This window comes from Sphingomonas glaciei (assembly GCF_023380025.1).
Taxonomy (GTDB): Bacteria; Pseudomonadota; Alphaproteobacteria; order Sphingomonadales; family Sphingomonadaceae; genus Sphingomicrobium; species Sphingomicrobium glaciei.
Genome location: NZ_CP097253.1, coordinates 2,366,987 through 2,388,836, shown reverse-complemented (window position 1 = coordinate 2,388,836; position 21,850 = coordinate 2,366,987). Strand labels below are relative to the sequence as shown.

Genomic DNA, 21,850 nt, shown 5'->3' with positions numbered 1-21,850 from the left:
ACCGGCCGAACGATCCGATCGCCTTAGCTGTGGGAGGTGCTTTGGTAGCTCGAGTTTGATCAAACCGACCTCCTCTACACCCACGAACCGTCCTCACGCGCAACTGGAGGTACCTAGGCGGGCTTCGGAGCCGAATGTTGGACTGAAAACGTCCGCTAGCGCTGATATGCGGAACGTCAGGACGCCGTAGCTCGCGTGCCCCGGGGGTGGATCGGAAGCTGGTGCTTATGTCCGATTTAACGAAACCTGTTGGCCAAACTTTGGTTTAGCAATCTAACGAGCAGATTGCCTTCCCATGAAAATCCTAATTGTCGAAGACGAAATTTTCCCCGCTTTGCACCTTGAGTCTGTCGTCGAGGCTCTGGGCTGCACCGTCGTGGGCATTGCGCCGGATAAGGCTACTGCTCTTAGGCTTGCCGAAGAGAGCGCCGCCGACCTCGCGATTGTGGACCTCAATCTGCGTGATGGCCTGACCGGGCCAGAGTTGGCCCGTGAGATCGCTGAGAGATACGGGACCAAGGTGCTCTTCCTAACTGCAAACCCCGCTCAGGCATCACTCGATTTCGAGGGGGCTGTGGGCATCGTTGACAAGCCGTTTGATGACACCGCTGTCGCAAGAGCCTTGGAGCGGATTCGGAAGGTAGCCGGCGGACGCTAGCCTCGCCAAAGGTGTGACACTGGAACGTCGATAGTGACGACCAGTCCTTCTCGCCTCCACTCTCGTTTGATCGTGCCGCCAAGCTGCCGTTCGATCGCAATATCCGCCAGCTGCGTGCCGAAGCCAATGCGTCCAGGTGTGCTCTCAATCTCAGGGCCACCAGCCTCGTGCCAGCTCAGGCACACTCGCGGCTCCTGCCGCAGTATGGAAACAGCTACCCCGCCCTCCTCAGTCGAGAGCGCTCCATACTTCGCTGAGTTGGTGGCAAGCTCATGAAGCGCAAGCGACAATGGAGTAGCGCCGCGATCATCGACTGGGACCTCGTCACCGGAGACCCGCACTCGATTGTTTTGCCCATCAGTGTATGGCTCAAGTAGTACCGAAACCAAGCCATGGAGTGTTCCCGCTCGGTCCTCTGGCCGTGACTCTGGGCTGTGCGGCCGCGCAAAGTTGTGCGCGCGGCCAAGCGCGGCAATCCGATCTAACAGCTCCTTCATCACAGGGCGCAATTCAGCCGAATTCCGACCGGTAATGCTGATAATGCCCCCAATGACTGCGAAGATGTTTTTGATACGATGGCTCAGTTCACGGCCAAGTAGCTCAGTCTGCTCAGCAGCACGCCTCGAAGCATCTATGTCCGTACAAGTTCCAATCCAGCGCGTTATCTTACCCTCTGAGTCTCGCACGGGTTGTGCACAGCCCAGCGTCCAGCGGAACGCCCCTGTGTGGTGCCGGAGGCGATACTCGACTTCGTAAGGTTCACCCGTATCTAGGCTGTGTCTCCACTTTTGCTGCGCAAGAGCTCGATCGTCGGGGTGGAACATCTCAGCCCAGCCCGCTCCATCGGTTTGACCAACGGGAACCCCGGTGAACGCGTACCACTGCGCATTGAAGTAGTCGTGTGCTCCATCAGGGCGTGCCGTCCAAACCATCTGCGGCATGGCATCGGTCAAAACCTCGAATTTGGACTCACTCTGTCGCAGGGCATCTTCGGCACGCACCTGGTCGCCGATCTCAGTGTTGACGCCATACCAGCGCACAACCTCGCCAGCCTCATTCCTTGCGGGTACGATGCGCGTCAGAAATGGCCGAAAGCGGCCGTCAGCTCCGCGTAAAGGGAAAACCATCTCGAATGGCTCACCCAGAGCAATGGAGCGCTGCCAAGTAGTCAGTACGGCGGCCAGCTGCTCTGGGTCGTGAACTGATTGCCAGCCCCAACCCTCCATCTGTTCGGGTTGAGTGCCACAATAGTCGTGCCAACGTTGATTGTACCAGATGATGTATCCGTCACCGCGGGCTAGCCAGCAAAGCGTCGGTAAGAAGGTAGCAAGCCGGCGGAAGTTCTCATCTTCGATGCAGGGTGATCTGAATTCGTTCGAAGGCGGCAGCACTAAAGGCGTGCGCCAGTACTCCCGCGCGTGATCGACGGGCCCGCGTTTTGGCATCTGCGACATCGCTAGGCCTGCTTCATAGTGAAGGCCAAGGCCCTAACCCAAACTGGTACGGAAGTTGTCAACTTACACCTGCTTACCGAGACTTGTATCTTTGTTGCTTGTAACAACTCCGGATCGGCGTCTGGGTTTCCGCTCGTATGCCCTCAATCGCGCCGCCGTGCAGCTAGCCGACACGCTAGTGTCTGCTTTCTTCGGATGGATCGGTCTGCGACGAGCAAAGGGCGGCTCAAGCCTGACGCAGAACAACACAGCCCCGCATATGATGGACAAACGATTATCCACCGCCGAGCGGTGATTAGCCTGCCATCGCTTTCGCGGGGGACGCCGCATCCGCCAGGAAGTCGGGGGTAAGTCCGGTCTCCTTCCAATAATCGGCGAGTCCGATCCGCTTGCAAAGCAGGAGGAAGCGAGGATCACGCCGCGCGCTGGCCAGAACCGGGGTGAAGAGCACCTGTGTCAGCCGGCGATGCTGCTCGTTCAGCGACAGCTCGCTTGCCGTATGGTGGCTCGGCACGGGAGCGGGGCCTTCGTGGAAATAGTAGGCCTGCAGCACTTCGAACTGTGCGTCACACTGGTCGGAAAGGCCGAGCGCGAACAGGGCAGCAAGCGCTGCGGCCGGGCCACTCGCGGCGAACGCTAAACTCGCTGTCCTGATTTCCTCGTGTCTCGCCATCGTGTCAGCCGCTGCAGCGCCGCGAAGGACGGTTCGAAGGAATCCGAGCATCGGCGGCGGCGTATCAGGGCCGGGCACATCGTCCGTGGTCATCGCCAGCGCGGCCTCGACCCGGCCGGTGTACGCATAGGTCCACAGCCGCACCAGCCACACCGCCGGATGGGTCGGCCATAGGTTGATCGCGCGTTCGGCGATCCGGTCCATGCCGGCATGATCGCCGACCGACCAATGTTGGAACACGCTCTTGTAGCTTGTCACCGCAGCCACGGAATCGCGCACCAACAGGGCGTCGCGGATGCGCTTGCCTTCCCGCACCCGGCCAGTTGCCATTTCGAGCGTGGCGAGGTCCTGGCTTGCGACTGGGTGATCGGGATGACGCTCCAGTACCGACAGCAGCCGCTCGCGTGCCATGCCCCAATTGCCGATAAGGGGCACCAGCGTGGCGAGTGCTGTCAGCGCCTCGGGCTGCGAAGGATCAAGCGCCAGTGCCCGCCGGCTCGCCTCTTCGCAGTCGTGGGTAAACCGAGCGATGTCGTGGGGCGCCGCATATTCCGCGGCATGGCGGTAGAGCAGGGCGGCCCACCCCCACAGGCGCGGATCGGCCGGCTCGGCGCGGCAGGCGGCGGCCAGGTGCTCAAGGCACAGGAAGTCGGGTTGTGGCAGCGCCAGTCGCCAGCTGTCGTGCGCGGCCTGGATTGCCCGCGTGAGGCCGGATGCTTCGGTCTCTGTTGCGGATGCAGCGGCGATCCGCAGCGCGTAACCGGTGCCGGGCACGGTCTCGATCAGCACCGGCGACCCGAAGCTGGCGAGGGCTTTGCGTAAGGTCAGCACCAGCCGGTTGAGGCTGTCGTCTCCGACCATCGCCGCGCCCCAGATATGCCCGAACAAGGAGTGCCGGCTGACGACTTGGCCCGCACTGTCGGCGAGCACCGTCAGTAGCCGCATGACCAGGGGTTCGAGGTTGAGCTTTCGATCGTCAAGCTCGAGGATGCGTTCGCGGGGATTCACGCGCAGTGCGCCGATGCTGAAGCTGTTCTGGCGCGCCTCTTGCGGCATCGATGCTCTTTCCTCCGGCGCCAAGTTGCCGCATCCGCCAACATAGGACAAGATCAGTCATCAGCTTCTCATCATGTTCGGCGCGGACAAACAGGCGTAAGCTCTGACTCCGACTGGGATTGCGCAGGAGCAGTGGCGGTGGCGTGGAACAGGGTCTGTAGCGCGCTGGTGTGCGGCGTAGCGGCAAATTTCCTGAGTGGGTGCGGCGGAGGCGGCAGCGACAACTCTCCGTCTCCGGTGGTCGTGACAACGCCACCCACCAGCTCTCCTCCGGTATCTCCTCCTCCGGTGGCTACCGTTTACCCACCCCCGCCATCAAGCATCACAAGCCAGACTGATTTCGTCCTTCTCGGATCGTTTGCCTCGGCAGACTTCAAGCCGACGCTCAGCGTTGGAGATATCTCTCTTCGCTGGTTAGGACAGCCTGCTACCTATTGGCTGAAGATCGACGGCGTCGGCGAAGGCAACCTGCAGCAGAACAGTGCTACCGATCCAGCGCTTAGGATGATCGATTCCAGTGGTCAGTCGCTGCTCACCGGTATCGACATCCCGCGACCGCCAGGGCGTTATGCTGGCGTGCTTGCTAGGTATGCCGATCCGACCTTCAGGGTCGCTTTTGGAACGGCGACTAGTCCGACCTCCCTCCCAACCACCGGCTCGCGTGCCTATCGCAATGTTCAGGGGGATGTGGGCCATGAGGTTCGCATCAACGTCGACTTTGCCAATAGACAGATCTCCGGCAACATCGATATTGCATGGGCCGATGCATGGGGTCCGTATACCCCAACGACCTACCCGTTCACCCCGACCGCCATCGCCACGGGGTCAACCGAATTTGCACTTGCTATAAATATACCGGGCGCGCCCTCGCCCGGCCAGCTGATCGGTCGCTTCGCAGGTCCAAACGGCGAGGAGTTGATGGTAACTTGGCGAGCGGAGATCAAGAGCCCCTACGACGAGAGCTGGGTGCCATATGGGGGCATCAAAATACTTGGTTCCTAAGCCGTCGAAATGCCGGAACGCTGAGCAAAGGTTCGCTCTACACCCATTGCGGAGATTGGGACTGGCCCGCTCCCAAGGGCTCAGATCCCCAACCTGCGGTTTCAAGCTCGACGCTCTATCCAGTTGAGCTAGGAGCGGTCCGCCAAGGCGGCCTGACCACACGTTGACGCCAGTGGCTCTGACCTTGCCCATCGGCTCTCGTGGGAGCGCTCGATGATTGATCCGCAGTCGTCACACAGGGCGGTGAACCGATCGGTCCGGCGAACGATCGAGGTCAGCATCGGCCGATGGACGTTCAAGAGGCATCGCAAACTCATGGGCCTGACGTAAGGAAGAAGCGGCTTCTTGGAAGGGCTTACCCCTCGTCATAGCGAAGAACTTTGCGGCTGTTGCTCGAAAGCGCCGCTGCCCTCGTGATGTCCGCCTTGGGTGGTTAGCTGACGTTCAGCTCAGGCTCTGAGCTGAGCGTATCTCTCGGCATCGGCAAGCTGATTGAGACCTCGGCCTCGTCCAGTGAAGCCCAGGTGAGAGCGCCACTTTACCTCGCGAGCGCTCACGATCTTCAGAGTGCCTGATAAGTTCTCGCGCGTCGTCTTCGTTCGAGTCGTCGAAGCTTGGAGGCGATTGGTCGATGGTTGCACCACTCACCGCCTCGTCACGGCGCTTCACCGAAGCGCAAGCGACCGCAGGCACTCATTCAGTTAAACGCGAATTAACTGGCTCTTCTAGCAGTCTTGGGGGCATTCCTTTGAGAATGAATTAGGCCTCAGTGATGCGCTGATAGGAGTCATGGCACTTCGATGTCTTGCTACTGGAGAAGTCCTATTATTGATTACAGCATCGAGTGACCGTCGTAACCTCGCTAATTCGCTACTCGATGGCTTGCTGTGACTGCGATAAACGGAGTTGCTGATCATGTTTGCAACGGCACCTCAGAGGGAGTGTGATACACGGGGTGTATTCTATGCCCTTAGCTCGGCTGTAAGGTTCGAGATTGTAGATCTGCTGTCCGACAGAAACATGACTCTAAGTGAACTTTCTGCTCACTTTGAGATATCAAATCCAGCTGTGCTCCACCATCTTAAGATACTTGGAGAAGCTGAGATCATATCAAGGAGAAGGTCAGGCGGGCGGTTAGAATACGCCCTCGTGCGGAGATCCGTGATTGCACCAATTAGGAACTACGTACGATATCTTGGCTTCGTGCATCAGTAATCGTCCTCACTAAGGACAATCTGAGTTCGTCATTTCTGGCGTGATGATCGAACACAAGCTGCCTTTATCCATCTTTGTCGAGCCGTGGCGGCAACAAAGCATTTTCATCACGGCGCTAAGCCTCAGGGCACTTCAGCAGGGAGATGGAAGATGAAGAAGATTGGTCTCAAAGGAGCAATGCTTGGAGTCCCCATGGCGAGCCTAGTTGCGCTCGCGACGGCCACTCCCGCTTCTGCTGCTGTTGTTCAGTGCTATCAAGTCGGCCCTAACGATCCGGCGTGCGCTCATACCGACATCAATGTGCTCATGACGGGCACTGGCGGGCCGAGCTTGATCAACAGCAACTTCAACGGCAGCGGTGCCATCACTGGCACATTCACTAGTGATGAAACGCTCATCATGGGTGCGTCTGGTCAGGCAGTCGTCGAGTCGACCGACGGTATCCTCAACACGCTGACCTACAGCCTACTGAACGGCTACACGTTCTCGACGGCGACGTTCAACCTTCTCGGCACCGGCGATGTCTTCTTCAATGGTCTGGTCTTCGGGCAGGACGCCGGAGGCAATGACTTCACGCGCGTCATCAGCGGCAACGGACAGAACTTTGGCGGCATCACCGGGACCGAGGGTGAGCGCTTCACTGGTTTTCAGCTCAGCGCTACCGGCCTCAACAGCTTCGAGCAGCTGCGTCTCGCTGGCGTCCAGCAAGTGACTGCCGTTCCTGAACCTGCCACTTGGGCGCTGATGCTGTTGGGCTTCGGTGCGGTCGGCTTCAGCCTGCGTCGCGGGCGTCATGCCGCACCACACCTTAGTGCGATGGCATAGTCGAACTGACGCTTCCTATTTGCAGTCAGCGGATCGGGCGGGCCTTTGGTGGACCGCCCGATCTCGTTGCGGTTCTTTCGCTTACGCCTGTCCTAACACGATTACCGCTGCGAGAAGGTAGAGCCAAGCTTCCAGTCCACGACACTGACTCGGGAGAGAATGTCACACCGGCCTCTGAGACGATCCATTCCGTCCGGTCGCCGTTGTGGGCGTCAGCATTGGCGCCTACGTGTATGCAGCACCTTCACTTTTTGCTCACTGCCGGCGAACGGTTAATACGTGCCGCAGGTCGGCTTGGGGCGGACTTAAGCGTCCGAGAGCGACGCTAAGCCGACGATCAGTGAATGTCCGAAATGGGTCGTAATCAGACCTTAAGCGTGAGGTCTCACAGACGACAGGCTGCTGCGGAGGCCGACTGGGCTGCTGGTTGCCGCACAGGACGACTGTATGCCGAAAAAGGTGCGCCTTAGTAGATGAGCCAAATAACTCGGGGCACTGACGGCCTCGAGCGTAGTGTGCCAAGTTTGCGATCTGAAGCCAACGAAGGAAGGGTCAACAATTTCTAATAGTCCCAGCATCCGGCGCACTCAGCGTTGCTCGTAGCGCTGAACGCCAGCACCAAACGCGAAAGGCCATCAGACAGGATCAGTACAGCTCCGGCGTCAGCGCCGGCAGGACCAAATAGTTGGCCGCTGACGCTTCCCGTGACGTTTGCGGCAAAGGCGTTGGGTCCGCTGGGGGAGGCCCCGGAAACCGCCGAGCCGGTCAGCAAACGTCCGTTACGATCAAGTGTGAGAGATAGCGTAAGCTCATTGACCGGACCGGTCACATAGGTCCCGTCACTGCCAACTTTCAGCTGCGTTATTCGCCCAGTTACCGATCCGGTGGCATAGTCAACGACAAGTTCCACCTTTCCGCTGAGCAGGGCAATCTGTGCGCCGCCAGCGATGCCGTACTCGCTGATCAGGCCGTTTGCTCCTCCGACGAGAGTCACATGCCCGGTATTTGGCAAAGCACCTGACGGAGATGCGAAGCCGGTAGACCAAACACCACCACTGTCGCCCGATGAACTTTGGATCAGCCACACCCCGTGGCGGGCGAAGTTGATTCCCTGATTGGGCGGATTAGCAGTCAGGAGAAGTTTGTCACCGTTAGCCCGCGTTGTGAGCATCCCTCCGATTGGCATCGCACTTATGCTTGGCGTGGAGGAATTCAGTGTCAGTGCCAGGGATCGGTCTGATCTCAAGTCGAGTATGCCACCCGAATTGGTGACGATGCTGTCGCCACCAAAGCCCGGTCCTACTGCGCTCAAACGCAACGGAAAGCGAGCTGCAAGGGCGCCGATCTGGAAGTTCGCTCCCTCCAGGTTGGTGACAGGAAAGGCGGGGCTTGTCGTAAGAAAGGGCGCTGCGAGCGGCACGCTAGAAGCCGTGGGGATGCCGGCGGTCGGTGGCGCAGGAGGGGGAGCGGGAGGCGGAGGACTGGACGGCGGGGCCACGATGATGGGTTGAGAGGGAGCTTGGTCGCCGCCGCCACCGCAACTCATCAGAAGTAATGCCATCGTCGGCATCACCAGCCGCACTAACGGGCGCATCATGTCACCTCCACATGGCAGGCTCAACATCGACTCCAACGAGGCTGGAAGGGGCAGCCTTGACCGCCCCTCCCCAGCGTCAACGCGAGCCAATCACCATCGAAATGGCGATCGCTGGGCCCACTGGACGGCCTGCAAGCTTGTCCTTGGCGCGAGCGATTGCTGCAGCAACCTGATCGTCGGTGCTGTCGATCGCATCGTTCCTGCAAGGCCAATTCTCTTCCATACTCGCATAACCGAGATCATAGCAGAGCGCCCTCGCGGTCCTCGAGATGCGATGCATGAGCAGCTTCTGGTCCGGACGGTAGGCCAAGTTGAGGTCGCCATAGCGGACAATTCGCTGAGTTTCGGGATCGAAGCGCTTGCCCTCGACAACAACGTCTCTTTTCGGCGGTTGAGCATAAGCAGCCGCTGCCGTGAGGCTCAAGCCGATTACGCCCGCTGCGATTAAGGTGGCAAAGTTACGACCATGCATGGTTACCTCCTGCGTTGGGGAAAGATCTCCCGTGCTAGGAACCTTGCGCTCTTAGCTAATCGAAATCTTCGATTCTTCTTCGATTGGACTTGCGCCGTCGTTGCGCTGGCTTCGAATCGCCGAATTGACTTCCGCCGTCGACGACTCAGCGGTCATGAGTTGCAGAACGTCGTGCACGTGACTTTTGGCGACGGTGACGTTCGTTCCGTCGCGTAAGCGCGCAAGCCAACGATGCTTCTCATGAATCACACGGTCGATGAATCCGACCCGCACAAGCCAGGATCGGTGAAGTTTGATGAAACCGGAATGACCAAGCGTTTGGTAGAGCCGCTGCATCGTAAGGTGAACAAGGCAGTTCCACTTGCCCACATGAACTCGCATGTAGTCGCCCTCGGCAACGACCTTGTCGATCAGGCATGCTTCCACCCTTCTCCGGCCCCCGTCGCACGGCAGCCACAGAGCGCTCTCAGTGCCTTCTCCCGAGCGCACTTCTACTTTCTTGCTAATGAAATTTGCGTCGAGGCGGCTCACATACTGCGCGAGCTGGGGCCGGATCAGCTCCATGTTCTGGGTGTATTCCGTCAGCGAGTCGCAGCTCCCCTGAACGATCAGGTCGAAGGTGCCTGTAACTTCCATCGCCGATTCCACGAACGGACAACGGAGGACACACTCCTTGAACTTGCCCAATCCTTCGACGGACGCACGATGATCGAAGGCTAAGCAGACAACAACATTCAGTCTTGTCATGACTGCTCCTCCAAGGAGGGCATGCGCCGTTTACTCCTAACTTAACGGCTCAGCAAATGCTCTGATGTGAACGGTCAAGCCATGCTGTCGCTCTCGCTGCGAGGGCGCTCTACCTACAGGTATCAATTCGATTGGCTGCAGATCATCGACAGGAGTGTGCACAATGGGGACATCCGCAACCTAGCTAAACGAGCGTCCGCTTGCGTTCTCGGCGAGATGCACCGGAACGTCCGGGATGGGTGCTCAGCGGACAAGCCGCATCGAGATAGTCCAATGATCTGAGTGCCCATCTTTATCGTCTTCGGTGGCACCACCTTTCCTCCGGTTAAGTCGCAGCGCTCCGCCGACGGCTGCAAAGCCCAGCAGCATCAGCGCCCAGCTCGCCGGCTCCGGGACCGCGGAAAAGTTGAGCGTCAGGCGCGAGGGCGGTCCGCCGCGCACGTCGACCGACCCAATCTGGCCGAATTGGCCGGTAGCGTCAGCGAAGCGGCCGGTCCCGGCAAGAATGTCGTAGGTAAAGAGGAGGTCAAACAGGCCTGGCGTGGACGCCGCGGCGGAGATGCCGGCGAACAACCCGCTGAACTGGTCGGAGCCGAAGTTGATGACATAGCTCCCGGTCACCGGGCCCGTCGCGCCCGTGGTGCAGGCGGTGTGGGAGTAGCTGAAGGCTCCGTAAGACGAGGTGCCGCTCCCCATCGCAATGCCTTGGAACAGAGGCGCGCAGCTGGAACTGGGTGCCGGGCTGGCGGTGGCTGCGGCGAAACCGGAGAAACTGATCTCTGCCGCACTCGCGGGAATGGCTGTAACTGCTGCGGCAAACGCGATTGCGACGCACAGGAAAGCTCGGGACATGGTGGATCTCCTGATTGGAAGATCCGCTTGTGCGGCAGACGGCGTAGGCGGCACATGATGGACAAACGATCATCCACCGCCGAGCGGTGATTAGCCTGCCATCGCTTTCGCGGGAGAAGCTAGCGCCGCGGCTAGATGACTCCTGGGTCGATATGACTCCTGAATCGATGGATCTGCGAAATTGATGTACTCTCGCGACTCGGAGGGCGTTATGACGAGCTACCGACTGGACAGCTTTAAGAACGGTAAGCGGGTCGTATCTTACATCGTCGATGGCTTGGACGATGACGATATGGCAGTTAAACTGGTTCTTGCTGACTGCACCTTTGGCCACTGCAAGCTCTACCGCGACGACAAGGTGGTCGCTGAGATGGACGGTGGCGTGTGGTCACTGCCGGTGACACCCCGCACAACGCGTGCGGCCAACCTCGACAGCCTTCTGCGAAAGCAAGGTACGATCGCCTGAGCTGTTTGACAGACCGGCGGCGGTCGCCCGCGATGCCTCATTGCCTCCAAAGGCGTCTGAGCGCTCGTGCCTGAGCAAGTGCCGCTTGCTGTTGTCCTTCATGGCTCAATCGGAGTGGGTAAGACCACCTTGGGCAAGGCGCTGGCGCGCCATCTGGGTGGCTCTTACATCGACGGCGACCAGTTTCAGCAAGTTGGGCGGCCATGGTTCGCGTCCAGTCGCAAGGTTGCTGGCGAGCTGGTCAAGGCAGCTGTCAACGCGACGCACACGGGGGCACCTGCAGTACTCGGCTATCCACTCCGGTGCACCGATCACATCTATCTCAAACATCGGCTCGCTATTACGCGCGCGCGGTCGTTCTTCATAAACCTACAAGCTCCGTTGGAGATCATCGTGGCCCCAGATCGCGGGCGTAGCTTTACCGAGTGGGAGCGGCAGCGGACGGCGGAAATGATCGAACAAGGCTACAACAGTCGCCCATGGAGCAACGCTTGGATCGACACCTCAGGATCTCAAGACACAAGCATGCGAAGGGGTCGTGGAAGCGCTGATTGAAGCAAACATCGTACAAGAAAACCGCTAAAAACCAGCTAGGCCACTCGCCGACGCCAGATAGGCTACACGCCAATGCCTTCTCCCGGCGGACGGGATACTCCCTAGAAGATCACGACCCACACTGCAGCAGCCACAGCTGCAAGGACACCAAGCATAAGCAGCTTGCTGTTGCGGGGTGTTTGACGTGGCGTCATCATTTTCTACGTGCTCCAGGTCGCCGGGATGCGAACGCGTGAAGCCTTTTGTATGTCAGTCTCGGGTGGAAAGTGAACGTATTCCTGGTCCGCAGGACATCGAGAACAGCTAGAGAGGCGCACTTGCGTAGCCACCACACCCCGTTCGTACTTGCAGCCTTGGCGATTGCCTTGGCCTCGACCGTCGCAACCGCTGCACCTGGTGAGATCTTTTGGGGCACAGCAAGAGCAAAGGACGGGGACTCGCTCGTTGTCGGCTCTCGTGAAGTGCGCCTCTTCGGCATCGATGCACCCGAGTTCGACCAGAGCTGCAAACGCGCAGGCACGAATTGGCAGTGCGGAACAGAGGCAGCCCAGAAGCTCGCTGCTCTCGTGACCGGCCGAGAAGTGCGTTGCGTGTCCTCGGGCGTAGATCAGTACGCGCGTACTCTAGCGACGTGCACCGTTGGCCAAGTGGACATCAATCGCACCATGGTTGCTACGGGCTTTGCAGTCGCGTTTCGACGCTACTCATCCAACTACGTGTCGGCGGAAGAGAGCGCAAAGGTGAAGCGGCGCGGATTGTGGTCTGGTGAGTTCCAGATGCCGCAAGCCTTCCGAGCGGCCGAGCAGCCGACAGCTCCTTCACGATTAAGTGCCGGCAGAAGTGACTTGCCAGTCAAGTCTTCATCGAACTACTCTGCTGTTCGTTCGAAAGGTAACTGCAACATCAAGGGCAATCGTAATCGCAAGGGTCAATGGATCTACCATGTGCCTGGAATGCCCTACTACGATCAGACCAGGGCTGAGGACATCTTCTGTACTGAAGCAGAAGCTCAGGCGGCCGGTTACAGGCGAGCTATCGTGCGCAGGTGAACGACGATACGGCCCAGAGGCCTGTTGATTTAAGTTCTTCAGCGCCTCATGGCTGTAATAGACCGATACAAATACGATTGGAAACTAACATGGAACAGACCGACCTCAGCAGCAGTCCGGCAGAGCTTGCAACCGAGCTCACCATTGCTTGGCTCTCCAACCCCAACACTCGCGCTCAAGCAGAGGATATCCCTGCCTTTCTTCGCTCGATGCACAATGCGGTTGTGGGCCTTGGCCAGGGGCCCGTCGATCAAGCAGAGGCTGAGCCGGCTCCCAAGCACGAGCCCGCTGTGACTGTGAGAAAGTCTCTCTCCTCCCCCGACCGCATCATCTCGCTCATCGATGGCAAGCCCTACAAGACCCTTCGCAGGCATTTGTCACGCCACGGCATGACCCCTGAGCAGTACCGTGAGCGGTACGGCCTCAAGGCTGACTACCCGATGGTCGCACCGTCCTATGCTGAGACTCGTCGAGATCTAGCCAAGAAGATCGGCTTGGGTCGGAAGCGCGAGCAAAAGGCGGCTGAACCTGCAACGACGACGGGCAAAGCGTCGCCCGGTCGGCGCAAGAAGCTCGGGATTACGGCTGAGGCCTAGGCCAATTATGGTCGTGCCGCCGATTGCGCATAGGTAGGCCGCTACCTCTGATTGCGGTGCTGAGTACCAAGAATTGTAAGCACCAGTGAAGGAGGGCTGCCCAACGTGCCAGGCAGCCCTTCCTCTCAGTTACATGCCGAAAATGCGGATCACCGTGTCGTTACGTGCATCGATCTGGTAGATGCGACGACCGTCCGAACGGTAGTAAACGCCGTTCCCGTCGCGGTACTGGTTCTGGTACTGCGTCGGAACACCGTAGAGGTTATTGGGCACACGCTGCCCCACCTGCAGCCCACCAACGCCGAGAAGCTGCCCAATCACACCGGCAATGCCGCCCTGCTGCACCGGCTGCTGATAACCCTGCTGGGGCTGCTGGTAGCCTTGCTGGTAAGGCTGCTGATAGCCTTGGTTGTAGCCTTGCTGCTGGCCACCTTGAGTATAGCCGTCCTCAACGTCCCACTGATTGTACCGGCCGTTTGCACCGTTATCTGCCACTCGCAGCTGCTGGCGAACCTGACGGATACGCTGCTGCAGCGCTGCACGCTCCTGGCCAGTGTAGCCATTCACTGAATACTGACGATCCAAGCGGGTCAGGTCGCGGATCTGTTGGCGGATCGGGGCGGCCTCATTGCGAGTGATTGAGCCCGCTTGGACACCAGCTTGCAACCGCGCCTGCAGCTGATTGATGCGAACCGTGAGATTTGCGTTGGCCTGATTGCCATACTGGTTTTGATTTGCGTACTGGTTCTGACTACCGGGATAGTACTGGCCCGAGGCAGGCGCCGCGAGCGCAAGCAACGGCAGCCCTGCCAAGCCTACGAGTGATTTAATCATAGGAAATGCTCCATCTATATTCGTGTTCTTTACCTATGCACCTTCGCGTGCATTGGAGATGAACACTCCGAGCGACGTCTGTTCACATTTGGCGAACAACCAACGTCTTAGGCGGTTCCAAGAACTGGATACTGGCCAAGCGGGCTGCTGTTATCAGCCGAGAGCTTCAGCCTGCAGTCGATAGCTGACGACGCACGCGCCAGTGCTCAGGTCTGAGCGCCCCCTGACGTGAGCCGGGGTCACTTGCTGCTGTGCACCTTGGCGCGCCGGCGTTTGCGCCAAGGCGGTAGTGCGGGCGCGCAGTCTCGGGTGCTCTGGCCTCCCGGCGGGTAAGCTAAGCGCAAGCTGCAGTGGTGGCGTACAACCCTTGGAAAACGACACCTGCTCGTGAACCCCACGCCCACCGGACCTGGCACAAGAATTCAGGACAATGCCCCGCTCGAACAACGATGTTCTCGCCAAGTTGTGGAAGAGCGGCGGCTGAAAACCCGAACCCACCGCTGGAAACGTCATTGATCGTTGCAGGCTCCTCGGTTCCGTCCTGCCGAACTATGGTGATCAACTGACCAGGCAGGAGCTCGCAGGATCGTTCCTCAGCACACACTTTCGAGAAGATCATGCTGCCTCAACGGAGTTGACTTGGGGCTGAGCGGCATCGCTCATCTGACGAGCGAGCTCATCGGCTTGCCTGTCGTATGTCGCGGCAAGGGATTGCAGTGCGATGACGGACCGGGTGCCAGGACTGTTCGCCAAGCAGCGGCTCTGACGTGCTAAGGCTCTAAGCTTACTCACTTCTTCATACATGCGCTGAAAGCGTACGCAGCAGCCCTGAGTTCCGTCACCGGCTGGCTGTCCCAAAAGCGGATTGTAGCGTCAGCTGAACCTACCGACCGCAAGCCAACCGGCACTCACGCAAGCAGTCGAAGGATGTCCTAAGCGTGGTGAGGACCTTATGGCGCCGCCGATTGCGCCAAGGCAGGAGTGCGTCGGCGACCTTCCGGGTACCCGCCCCTCCTCAGCCTGCCGTTCCGCTCTATGAGGCTATGAGCGGCCCCGCAGAAGGAGCACAGCTGGGCTAGCGCACGAGTTTGAGCCTAAAGTGCTTGCGGCTCAGTTCGTGGCACTTGAGCTCGACAAAAAAGGGCGTCGAAGAAGTACCCCGGACGCACGTGGCATCCGGGGTGAGTTGTTCAGGTGTGAGCTTGAGCAGCCAAGCCGGCAGCCCCTGCTTCAACGGCTCTCATTAGGGTCTCGTTGGCCAGATGAGCGTAGCGTTGCGTGCTCTGGTGATCTGCATGACCAAGGATGCGCCCCACTGCGTACAGATCGACACCACCGTTGATCATGAAGCTAGCCGCGGAATGTCGAAGATCGTGTATCCGCAAATCACGCATCCCAGCCTCCCGACGAGCGGTCTGCCAAGCGTGCTTGATCGACACGTACGGTAAACGCGTCTCCGGGTTGGGGATCAGGTACTGACAGCCCGTGAACCGGGGCAAACTCTCAATCACGTCAACCGCTGCCTGGCTTAGTGGAACGTACCTAGCCTTCCCCGTCTTGGTAATCGGAATGTGCCAAGCGCGCCGATCCAGATCTACGTGGCGCCACTCCGCCTGCAGCAGCTCGGAAACTCGGGCACCCGTCAGCAGCAGCAGGCCGAGGATGGACTTCAGCTGTGGGTTTAGAGATCGCCCCGCAGCATCAAGCAACCTGCCGGCCTGCTCGCGAGTCAGGAAACGCTCCCGCTTGTTGTCAAACTTCGGTCGGGGCACGCTGCGTACCGGGTTGGAAGCCGGTCCAGGCATGTCCCACTGGCGGGCTAACTCGAATGACCGCCCGAAGGTTACGCGGATCTTCTCGACGCTGGCGGGGGCGAGCCCTTCCGCAGCTTTCTCCGCAAGCCACTGAGCGATGTCTTGCGGCCGGATCTCGTCAAGCCTGTGCTTGCCCCAACGCGGCACCAGATGGACCCGCAGCAGCCCCTCCACGGACTCCCAGCTACGCTGATAACCCTTTGCATGAGCCAAGTGCTGCTCGGCCAAAGCGGCATAGGTTGGAACGGCTTTTTTCACCGCTTTGTCGCCGAGCGGATCGCCACCAAGCACCACTTCCGATCGAAGTCGCTTGGCTGCCTTGCGGGCTTGATCGAAAGTGATGTCGGCGAAGCCACCAATCTTAAGCTGCCGCTGCCGACCGCGTTCATCGAAATAGCGAAGGTAATAGGTGCGTCCACCGGAGGAACGAACCTCCAGCAGAAATCCAGAGGTGATAGTGTCCCAATAGTCGCATTTGCGCTTACCCGGCTCGCACACCGCGGCAAGGCAAAAACTGGCTGATAATTGAACTTTTGGCATATGATCTGATCCTAATATGCGCGATCGTTCGGCCGGTCCCTTGAGCGGGTTCGGCACAGCGGATCGTTGATAATGTGATTGGGGTGGCCGGACGGCCCAAGGGCGTTGAATAGGCTTAGCGATATGGCTTTGCGTTACGCTTCAACCGAGAACATGGTTTTGGGTCCGGGGTGAGTAGTGGGGGGAGGTGGCGGCAGCCGCCGCAAATTGGCCGGCCGGCAAGGGCTCTGGGCACCCTTCTGAACTGCTAATTTGCAGAATCTGCTACCCTCCCCCCACTAGATCAATCGAACTTGCTGCTGTCGTATCTCGAGGGCCTGCTATCTTTGAAGTCTTGGGCTCGAGCGTGGGTTAGAGGCAGTCGCCATTTGTCCCGTCCCTGGATGCGCTTTGACTCTCCGACGTAATTGCGGAGAACGCCTGCGCATTCCTTACATTGGGGATTGGTTGGCTGCGCGATCCCCAGCGTGATCAGCAATTCGCGCGGTGTTGCTAGGGGCAGGTCCTCGTCACCAACCCGATCGAGCTCCAGCGCATCTAGAACGAGGTCTTCGACCATGCTGATGGACCGATGGCTGCGATTGTGGTCCTCAAGCTGGGCCTCTTCTTCTGCCGTCAGCCACCACTCGACGCCTTCCTCGAGCTGGACGGCCAGCTGGGCAAACAGCTGCTGCATGTCGATGTCGTGTTCGAAATCGATGCCCACTAGCGGTATGGTCCACCACCGGCTGTTCCCCGTGTCGTCAATTAGGAACTTGCTATCGTTCACGGTGGCCACGAACACCGTACGGCGAGGCATGTCGGTCTCGATCTTCGCGTAGGGCTTACGCACTTTGTCGGCCGATCGAGTGATCATGCCTTTGAGCCGGGCAATTTCCTTTCGGAGCGATCCTTCAAGCTCCCCTATCTCGCAAATCCAATGCGCTGTGGCGCTCAAGATTGAGTCCTTGTTGGTGGGATCAAGCTGATGATCGATCTTGATAAAGGATGGCTGCAACTGTGGGGGCACGAGGCGGCTCGTCCAATTGGTCTTGCCGATCCCTTGGGCACCCTGAAGCACCAACACACCTCTGGTCCGAAACCCTCGCTCGAGAAGTGCCGCGGCAACGGCGCTTAGGAGCCATTTCCAAAGTAGAAGTATCTTCAGTTCGTTCGGAAAAGCCTCCGCCGTCTTCATCGTACGGCAGATGTCCGGTAGCCGATCAACGCCGTCCCAAGGCTGGCTCAAAATCCAGTCCTTCACGGGGTTGTAGGCTTGCTCGTCCGCAATGGTGCTGACGTACGTTTCGACCAGTTCACGTGGGAAGCGGTTCAGAGCAGCTAGACTCACGATATACGCCATCGCAGTCTGATCTTCGTTACAGAGCTTCTTGTCGGCCCAGAGAGGGCAGGTAATCCGCAGCTTCTTGCCTATGACGTCATAACAAACTTCGACGCTATAGCCGGCAAGTATGTGCCGCATGTTTTCAATCGTTCCGGGTGTCCGCTCAGACCTTGCCGGTGGGTGCGGGAAGGTGTCCCAGTCTAAGGGTTGCGGACCGGCCGCATTGACCGGCCCGTTCTCAATTCCGTCGTTGTTGTGCATTACGTAAGTCTTTCAGCGCGTTTGAACCTCGCCGCACCGTACAGTGCGCCGATTTGTCGATTGCTCGACGGCAAATGCCAAAGACCGAATGGATGTAGACGCCACGTTTGCTCCCCGCATGGCGGGCTGCGTCTGAATGCGAGAACTTAGCTGCGGGTTTTAGGTTCCACGAAGCAGCGTTGATCCCAAGCTTAGGAGGCAGAGGAGGGCAGACACTGCGCGGTTTGCCCTCCCCCTATTTAAGCTTCGAACCTAATTAAGACTTGGATGTCTGGCGGTCCCCCCGCGCGAAGCACAGCTTCGAGGTACCGCTCGATGTTCTTGCTGGCTTGCTGCTCGGCAAGCCTGATCAGTTCAGAACCCTGCGCTTGCTTGATGAATGCTCGACGAGCCGAGGCATAGTTTTGCCTCGTGAACGCCTGAACCTGCTCTTCGCTAAACGTGATAATCCCCGCGTTGAGAATTCTCGCACCCTCCGGCTCGAACGCAACGTCTGACATAATGAGATTAGGGACCCTGACAGTGAGCGTGTTCCGGTCGTAATCGATGGTCAGGTTGTCAGCGGTCAGACCCGACAACGGCACCATGTACGTGACCGACGCAGGCACCAGCAGGTCCTGCCGGCCGTCAAGCAAGAGGAAGCCGTCCTTCTCGACGGAAACGGCTGCAAAGCCCTTGTAGGCATACACTACTAAGCTGTTCTCGGTTCTGAGGCTCTCGACCGCCGCCGCCAGGACGCGCTTGGTATCTACGTGGAAGAAGCCCTCGTGTTTCACTTCGCTTTCCAAGGGCTCCTCCCGCGGAGCGACGATGAAGCCGGCACCCGCCGCGAACAGGTGCGTGATGATGAGCAAGCTTGGTTTTGCCATGCCCTATTCCTTTCCAATGTGAGGGGGTGTCAGTTGCTGCAGCGGCAAGCGTACTCGAGGCACAGGCTGTGCAGATCGAACTCAGTACCGGGATCATTCGGGACGAACAGGATGTGTCCGAACCCGTCATCCGTGAGAATGAAGACGAGCTCGAACCAAAGTCCGTGGCAGCTGATCCATTCAAAGCTGGGCTCGAAACCCGGATCGCCGAAGGTGGTGCCGTCGACTAGGTTCTGGAGTGGTGAAAAGCCGAGGGCCTCAGTTACCTGTTCTTGGCCGTCTCCAGCCTCCACCACGTAGAAGCAGACAATCTCTTCCATTGGACCGTCGTAGTTACTGCGTAGCTGGCTGACCCGAAGCTTGATCAGCTCGCGTAAGGAAGGATGGAAGGCGCGCGGAAGCGCCTCCCCATCGTGAATGGTTAGCATGTTTGTCGTGACCTTTAGGTTGCCCGATGGTGCGGACTCACTGAGGAAGGCGTCTCCCCATATAAGGTACCCTGGTACCCTTGTTTCTTTTGCGACCACGTTGGTTCGAGGGGCAAATCGCGCTACGCGAGCCGCAGGCCTTTCCGTGACAACCAGCCGAAATTGTGCAGTGGATGCTCGCGTTTGATTATGGAGAGCGTGCATGGCCGGCATTCAGGAGATGGCTCTCGGAATAGCCTCAGTCTTACGATCCGGTTCAGCCCCGAACCCGCTACCGGTTGATCTTTGGGGCTACGCGCCCGACGATGGCGCTGACTTCCTCAGGCACCTTGCTGATGAGTGCGCCGACGCGGACATCGCGGTTCAGGAGATGTGGGCCGATCCAGCCTTTGTGCACCAGCTCACACGCAGCAAAACCGAAACGGGCTCACTCCTACGCGGCATCAGCATAACCGCTGATCCTGATTGCCAAGGTCGCATCGAAGTTGTGCTAGCAAACAGCTGAAAGACCTGCCTTCCGTATGCCCGCTGGCTCCGATAGGCTCTCGTAGACAGCCCGGAGCTCAAATTGCCCATTCCCGACTATCAGTCCTTGATGCTCCCTGTTCTCAAGGTAGCAGCCGCAGGCGAAACGCGTGTTCCTCTGGCCGCCGATAGCATTGCCGACGAGCTTGGCTTAACCGCAGAACAGACAGAGGAACTGCTGCCAAGCGGGAGGCAGCGCCTTCTCCATAATCGTATTCACTGGGCTAAGTTCTACATGGCGAAGGCTGGCTTAATCGACAGCCCCGGTCGAGGACGTTTCGTAGCAAGCGAAGCTGGCAGAGCGCTCTTAGCCACTAAGCCGAAGACCGTGGATGTTGCACTGCTGAAGACCTTTCCAGCCTTTCTGGAGTTCTACAGCCAGAGTGCCACCAGCGGCACTGAGGACGCTTTCCCGGCCCAAGAAGCCGCTGCCGCATCGGACGCAACCCCCGAAGAGCAGATCGACGCCGCCCACAGCGTACTTCAAGCCGCGTTGAAGGCGGATGTACTTCAACGCGTACTCGGACAGACACCCGCATTCTTCGAGAGGGTTATCGTCGATCTGCTTGTTGCGATGGGCTACGGGGGGACACACGAGCGTGCTGCCTTGCGCCTCGGGAAGAGTGGCGACGGGGGCGTCGATGGAGTAATTGACGAGGACCGGCTCGGGCTAGATCGCATCTACATTCAAGCGAAAAGGTATGCATCTCACGTTGGTGTCGGCAGACCGGAGATCCAGGGCTTCGTAGGGAGTCTCGTCGGCTTGGGAGCCACCAAAGGCGTTTTCGTAACGACGTCCAGTTTCAGCAGTCATGCGATCGACTACGTCAGGCACCTTCCCCAACGCGTCATATTGATTGACGGCGAGCGGCTAGCTGAGCTTTTGATCGAGCATGAAGTTGGAGTTCGTATCAGTCGAGTGGTCGCGATGAAGCGCATCGACGAAGACTTCTTTGCCGACGATTGAAACACGTCGAGTAGGACCGACAAGTCCGGTAAGAATCATTGAAGTAACGCGCGCAAGGGTAGCCGATTGGTCCGAATGGTCGGGCATCTGCCCGTCATCGGCGATGGTCAGCGAACAATGCAGGAAGCTGCCGTTTGTCTCGACCCCGCCCACTCCAACTTCCTTATTTAGATCGAGCCCTTTTCTGTCTCGGCAGCAGACATAGTCATGAAAAAGGGCATGCTTAGATCTGCCAACTCGGCAACGTGGTCTACAATTGTGAGACGGTCCCAAGTCTCATCATACTGTGCGGGCAGGTGGCGCTTCAAGAACACTCGAACGAAGCCGAAGACGAACTCGTTGAAGCATATCGTAAGAGCCTTGCAGTCGAGCACCAATTGCCGCAGCGACGATCGCTGATCTCCTAGACCTGTAAAACCATTGATTGCCTCGTAGTGAAGCATCTCGGCGGAGTAGTAGAGTGTATTGCCTACAGTGGCGCAGAAGTAGTCACCCATGTCCGTATCGTCAGGGAGGCGGTCGAAGGCAGAACTCACTATTCCACGATCAGCATGAAAACCGATCTTATCTCGTACCGTGTTAATTAGATTGCGGCGCGTTCCGAGGTAAGTTCTGAGTCGTGACAAGGCACTATTTGCCTCTTCGGATAAAGAGAGGCGATAGTGCTCTTCGATCGGTTTGTAGCCGTTTTCGAGTAGTCTCTGCCCTTCCCAAAGCCGCCCCGCCAAAGTTCTCAGCATGAGCATACCGACAGCAGAGTTGGCCTGCTTTACAATTAGCTCATCTCGATCGTCCGCTACGGCCAATGCAAACGCTTTATACAGTATCTGGAGATCGTTCGCGAGACTGGTAGCCATCAGGAAAAACACGCGATCACGTTTGGGCACGTGAACAAGGTCGGCTTTCTTGTAGTGGAGTTCATGAAGCTCGATGCTCGACAAGCTACCCTCCTTCGATCGCAACCGCAGGTCAGTACAAGCTCGTTCGCCTAGGAACGGCACTTCCGGGACACCCAATCGTGACCCAAAGGTTTATGGCACTTCCGCAAGCACCACCCGAGTTTGCCTATGG

Annotated in this window: 22 protein-coding genes; 10 read left to right on the top strand and 12 right to left on the bottom strand. The window is 58.6% G+C overall.

Translation table 11 applies throughout. The features are described 5' to 3' along the window. Positions 1–295 precede the first annotated feature (295 nt). Positions 296–658, top strand: coding sequence for a response regulator (locus M1K48_RS11700; RefSeq protein WP_249503383.1), 363 nt, complete (start codon positions 296–298; stop codon positions 656–658). Here the strand turns inward: M1K48_RS11700 and M1K48_RS11695 are convergent. Both M1K48_RS11695 and M1K48_RS11690 read right to left on the bottom strand, forming a co-directional pair. Then, the gene (locus M1K48_RS11695) at positions 655–2,112 is read right to left on the bottom strand and encodes a PAS domain-containing sensor histidine kinase (protein ID WP_249503382.1); all 1,458 of its coding nucleotides are present in this window, start codon (positions 2,110–2,112) and stop codon (positions 655–657) included. The genes M1K48_RS11700 and M1K48_RS11695 overlap by 4 nt on opposite strands. A 295-nt stretch (positions 2,113–2,407) precedes the next feature. Further along, entirely contained in the window at positions 2,408–3,841 is a 1,434-nt protein-coding gene (locus tag M1K48_RS11690) for a winged helix-turn-helix domain-containing protein (RefSeq protein WP_249503381.1), read from the bottom strand. 288 nt (positions 3,842–4,129) lie between these two features. On the opposite strand from M1K48_RS11690, the gene M1K48_RS11685 reads away from it, so the two are divergent. From M1K48_RS11685 to M1K48_RS11680, 3 genes are all read left to right on the top strand, one after another. Continuing rightward, complete coding sequence (locus M1K48_RS11685) at positions 4,130–4,843, top strand: hypothetical protein (RefSeq protein WP_249503380.1); 714 nt, start codon at positions 4,130–4,132, stop codon at positions 4,841–4,843. Between the two features lie 915 nt (positions 4,844–5,758). Next, positions 5,759–6,058 carry a metalloregulator ArsR/SmtB family transcription factor gene (locus M1K48_RS14435; protein WP_406697367.1) on the top strand — a complete coding sequence of 100 codons (300 nt, stop codon included), beginning with the start codon at positions 5,759–5,761 and terminating at the stop codon, positions 6,056–6,058. 150 nt (positions 6,059–6,208) lie between these two features. Beyond that, complete coding sequence (locus M1K48_RS11680; RefSeq protein ID WP_249503379.1) at positions 6,209–6,883, top strand: PEPxxWA-CTERM sorting domain-containing protein; 675 nt, start codon at positions 6,209–6,211, stop codon at positions 6,881–6,883. 562 nt (positions 6,884–7,445) lie between these two features. Here the strand turns inward: M1K48_RS11680 and M1K48_RS11675 are convergent. The 4 genes from M1K48_RS11675 to M1K48_RS11660 all read right to left on the bottom strand — a co-directional run bounded on the left by M1K48_RS11675 (position 7,446) and on the right by M1K48_RS11660 (position 10,551). Further along, positions 7,446–8,303: a hypothetical protein gene (locus M1K48_RS11675; RefSeq protein ID WP_249503378.1), complete on the bottom strand. Its 858-nt coding sequence runs from the start codon at positions 8,301–8,303 to the stop codon at positions 7,446–7,448. A 253-nt stretch (positions 8,304–8,556) separates the two neighbouring features. Then, entirely contained in the window at positions 8,557–8,952 is a 396-nt protein-coding gene (locus tag M1K48_RS11670) for a UrcA family protein (protein ID WP_249503377.1), read from the bottom strand. A gap of 51 nt (positions 8,953–9,003) precedes the next feature. Further along, positions 9,004–9,699, bottom strand: coding sequence for a LytTR family DNA-binding domain-containing protein (locus M1K48_RS11665; protein ID WP_249503376.1), 696 nt, complete (start codon positions 9,697–9,699; stop codon positions 9,004–9,006). Between the two features lie 243 nt (positions 9,700–9,942). Then, complete coding sequence (locus M1K48_RS11660) at positions 9,943–10,551, bottom strand: PEPxxWA-CTERM sorting domain-containing protein (protein WP_249503375.1); 609 nt, start codon at positions 10,549–10,551, stop codon at positions 9,943–9,945. A gap of 211 nt (positions 10,552–10,762) precedes the next feature. Here M1K48_RS11660 and M1K48_RS11655 point away from each other — a divergent pair, with 211 nt between their 5' ends. The 4 genes from M1K48_RS11655 to M1K48_RS11645 all read left to right on the top strand — a co-directional run bounded on the left by M1K48_RS11655 (position 10,763) and on the right by M1K48_RS11645 (position 13,217). After that, the gene (locus M1K48_RS11655; protein WP_249503374.1) at positions 10,763–11,017 is read left to right on the top strand and encodes a hypothetical protein; all 255 of its coding nucleotides are present in this window, start codon (positions 10,763–10,765) and stop codon (positions 11,015–11,017) included. Positions 11,018–11,083: 66 nt separating this feature from the next. Next, entirely contained in the window at positions 11,084–11,572 is a 489-nt protein-coding gene (locus M1K48_RS14430; protein WP_406696728.1) for a shikimate kinase, read from the top strand. Positions 11,573–11,889: 317 nt separating this feature from the next. Beyond that, entirely contained in the window at positions 11,890–12,621 is a 732-nt protein-coding gene (locus M1K48_RS11650) for a thermonuclease family protein (protein ID WP_249503373.1), read from the top strand. An 89-nt stretch (positions 12,622–12,710) separates the two neighbouring features. Then, complete coding sequence (locus M1K48_RS11645; RefSeq protein WP_249503372.1) at positions 12,711–13,217, top strand: MucR family transcriptional regulator; 507 nt, start codon at positions 12,711–12,713, stop codon at positions 13,215–13,217. Between the two features lie 129 nt (positions 13,218–13,346). On the opposite strand, the gene M1K48_RS11640 is transcribed toward M1K48_RS11645, so the two are convergent. The 5 genes from M1K48_RS11640 to M1K48_RS11620 all read right to left on the bottom strand — a co-directional run bounded on the left by M1K48_RS11640 (position 13,347) and on the right by M1K48_RS11620 (position 19,287). Then, positions 13,347–14,051 carry a hypothetical protein gene (locus tag M1K48_RS11640; protein WP_249503371.1) on the bottom strand — a complete coding sequence of 235 codons (705 nt, stop codon included), beginning with the start codon at positions 14,049–14,051 and terminating at the stop codon, positions 13,347–13,349. Between the two features lie 1,190 nt (positions 14,052–15,241). Next, entirely contained in the window at positions 15,242–16,405 is a 1,164-nt protein-coding gene (locus M1K48_RS11635) for a site-specific integrase (RefSeq protein WP_249503370.1), read from the bottom strand. A gap of 283 nt (positions 16,406–16,688) precedes the next feature. Continuing rightward, positions 16,689–17,990 carry a virulence-associated E family protein gene (locus M1K48_RS11630; protein ID WP_249503369.1) on the bottom strand — a complete coding sequence of 434 codons (1,302 nt, stop codon included), beginning with the start codon at positions 17,988–17,990 and terminating at the stop codon, positions 16,689–16,691. A 239-nt stretch (positions 17,991–18,229) separates the two neighbouring features. Next, entirely contained in the window at positions 18,230–18,859 is a 630-nt protein-coding gene (locus M1K48_RS11625) for a DUF4230 domain-containing protein (protein WP_249503368.1), read from the bottom strand. A gap of 29 nt (positions 18,860–18,888) precedes the next feature. Next, positions 18,889–19,287, bottom strand: coding sequence for a hypothetical protein (locus M1K48_RS11620; RefSeq protein WP_249503367.1), 399 nt, complete (start codon positions 19,285–19,287; stop codon positions 18,889–18,891). A 202-nt stretch (positions 19,288–19,489) separates the two neighbouring features. Here M1K48_RS11620 and M1K48_RS11615 point away from each other — a divergent pair, with 202 nt between their 5' ends. Both M1K48_RS11615 and M1K48_RS11610 read left to right on the top strand, forming a co-directional pair. After that, positions 19,490–19,792, top strand: a complete 303-nt coding sequence (locus M1K48_RS11615) for a hypothetical protein (protein WP_249503366.1) — start codon at positions 19,490–19,492, stop codon at positions 19,790–19,792. Between the two features lie 63 nt (positions 19,793–19,855). Continuing rightward, positions 19,856–20,779, top strand: a complete 924-nt coding sequence (locus M1K48_RS11610; protein ID WP_249503365.1) for a restriction endonuclease — start codon at positions 19,856–19,858, stop codon at positions 20,777–20,779. A gap of 167 nt (positions 20,780–20,946) precedes the next feature. Here M1K48_RS11610 and M1K48_RS11605 read toward each other — a convergent pair whose 3' ends face one another. Then, entirely contained in the window at positions 20,947–21,720 is a 774-nt protein-coding gene (locus M1K48_RS11605; protein WP_249503364.1) for a hypothetical protein, read from the bottom strand. Positions 21,721–21,850 lie beyond the last annotated feature (130 nt).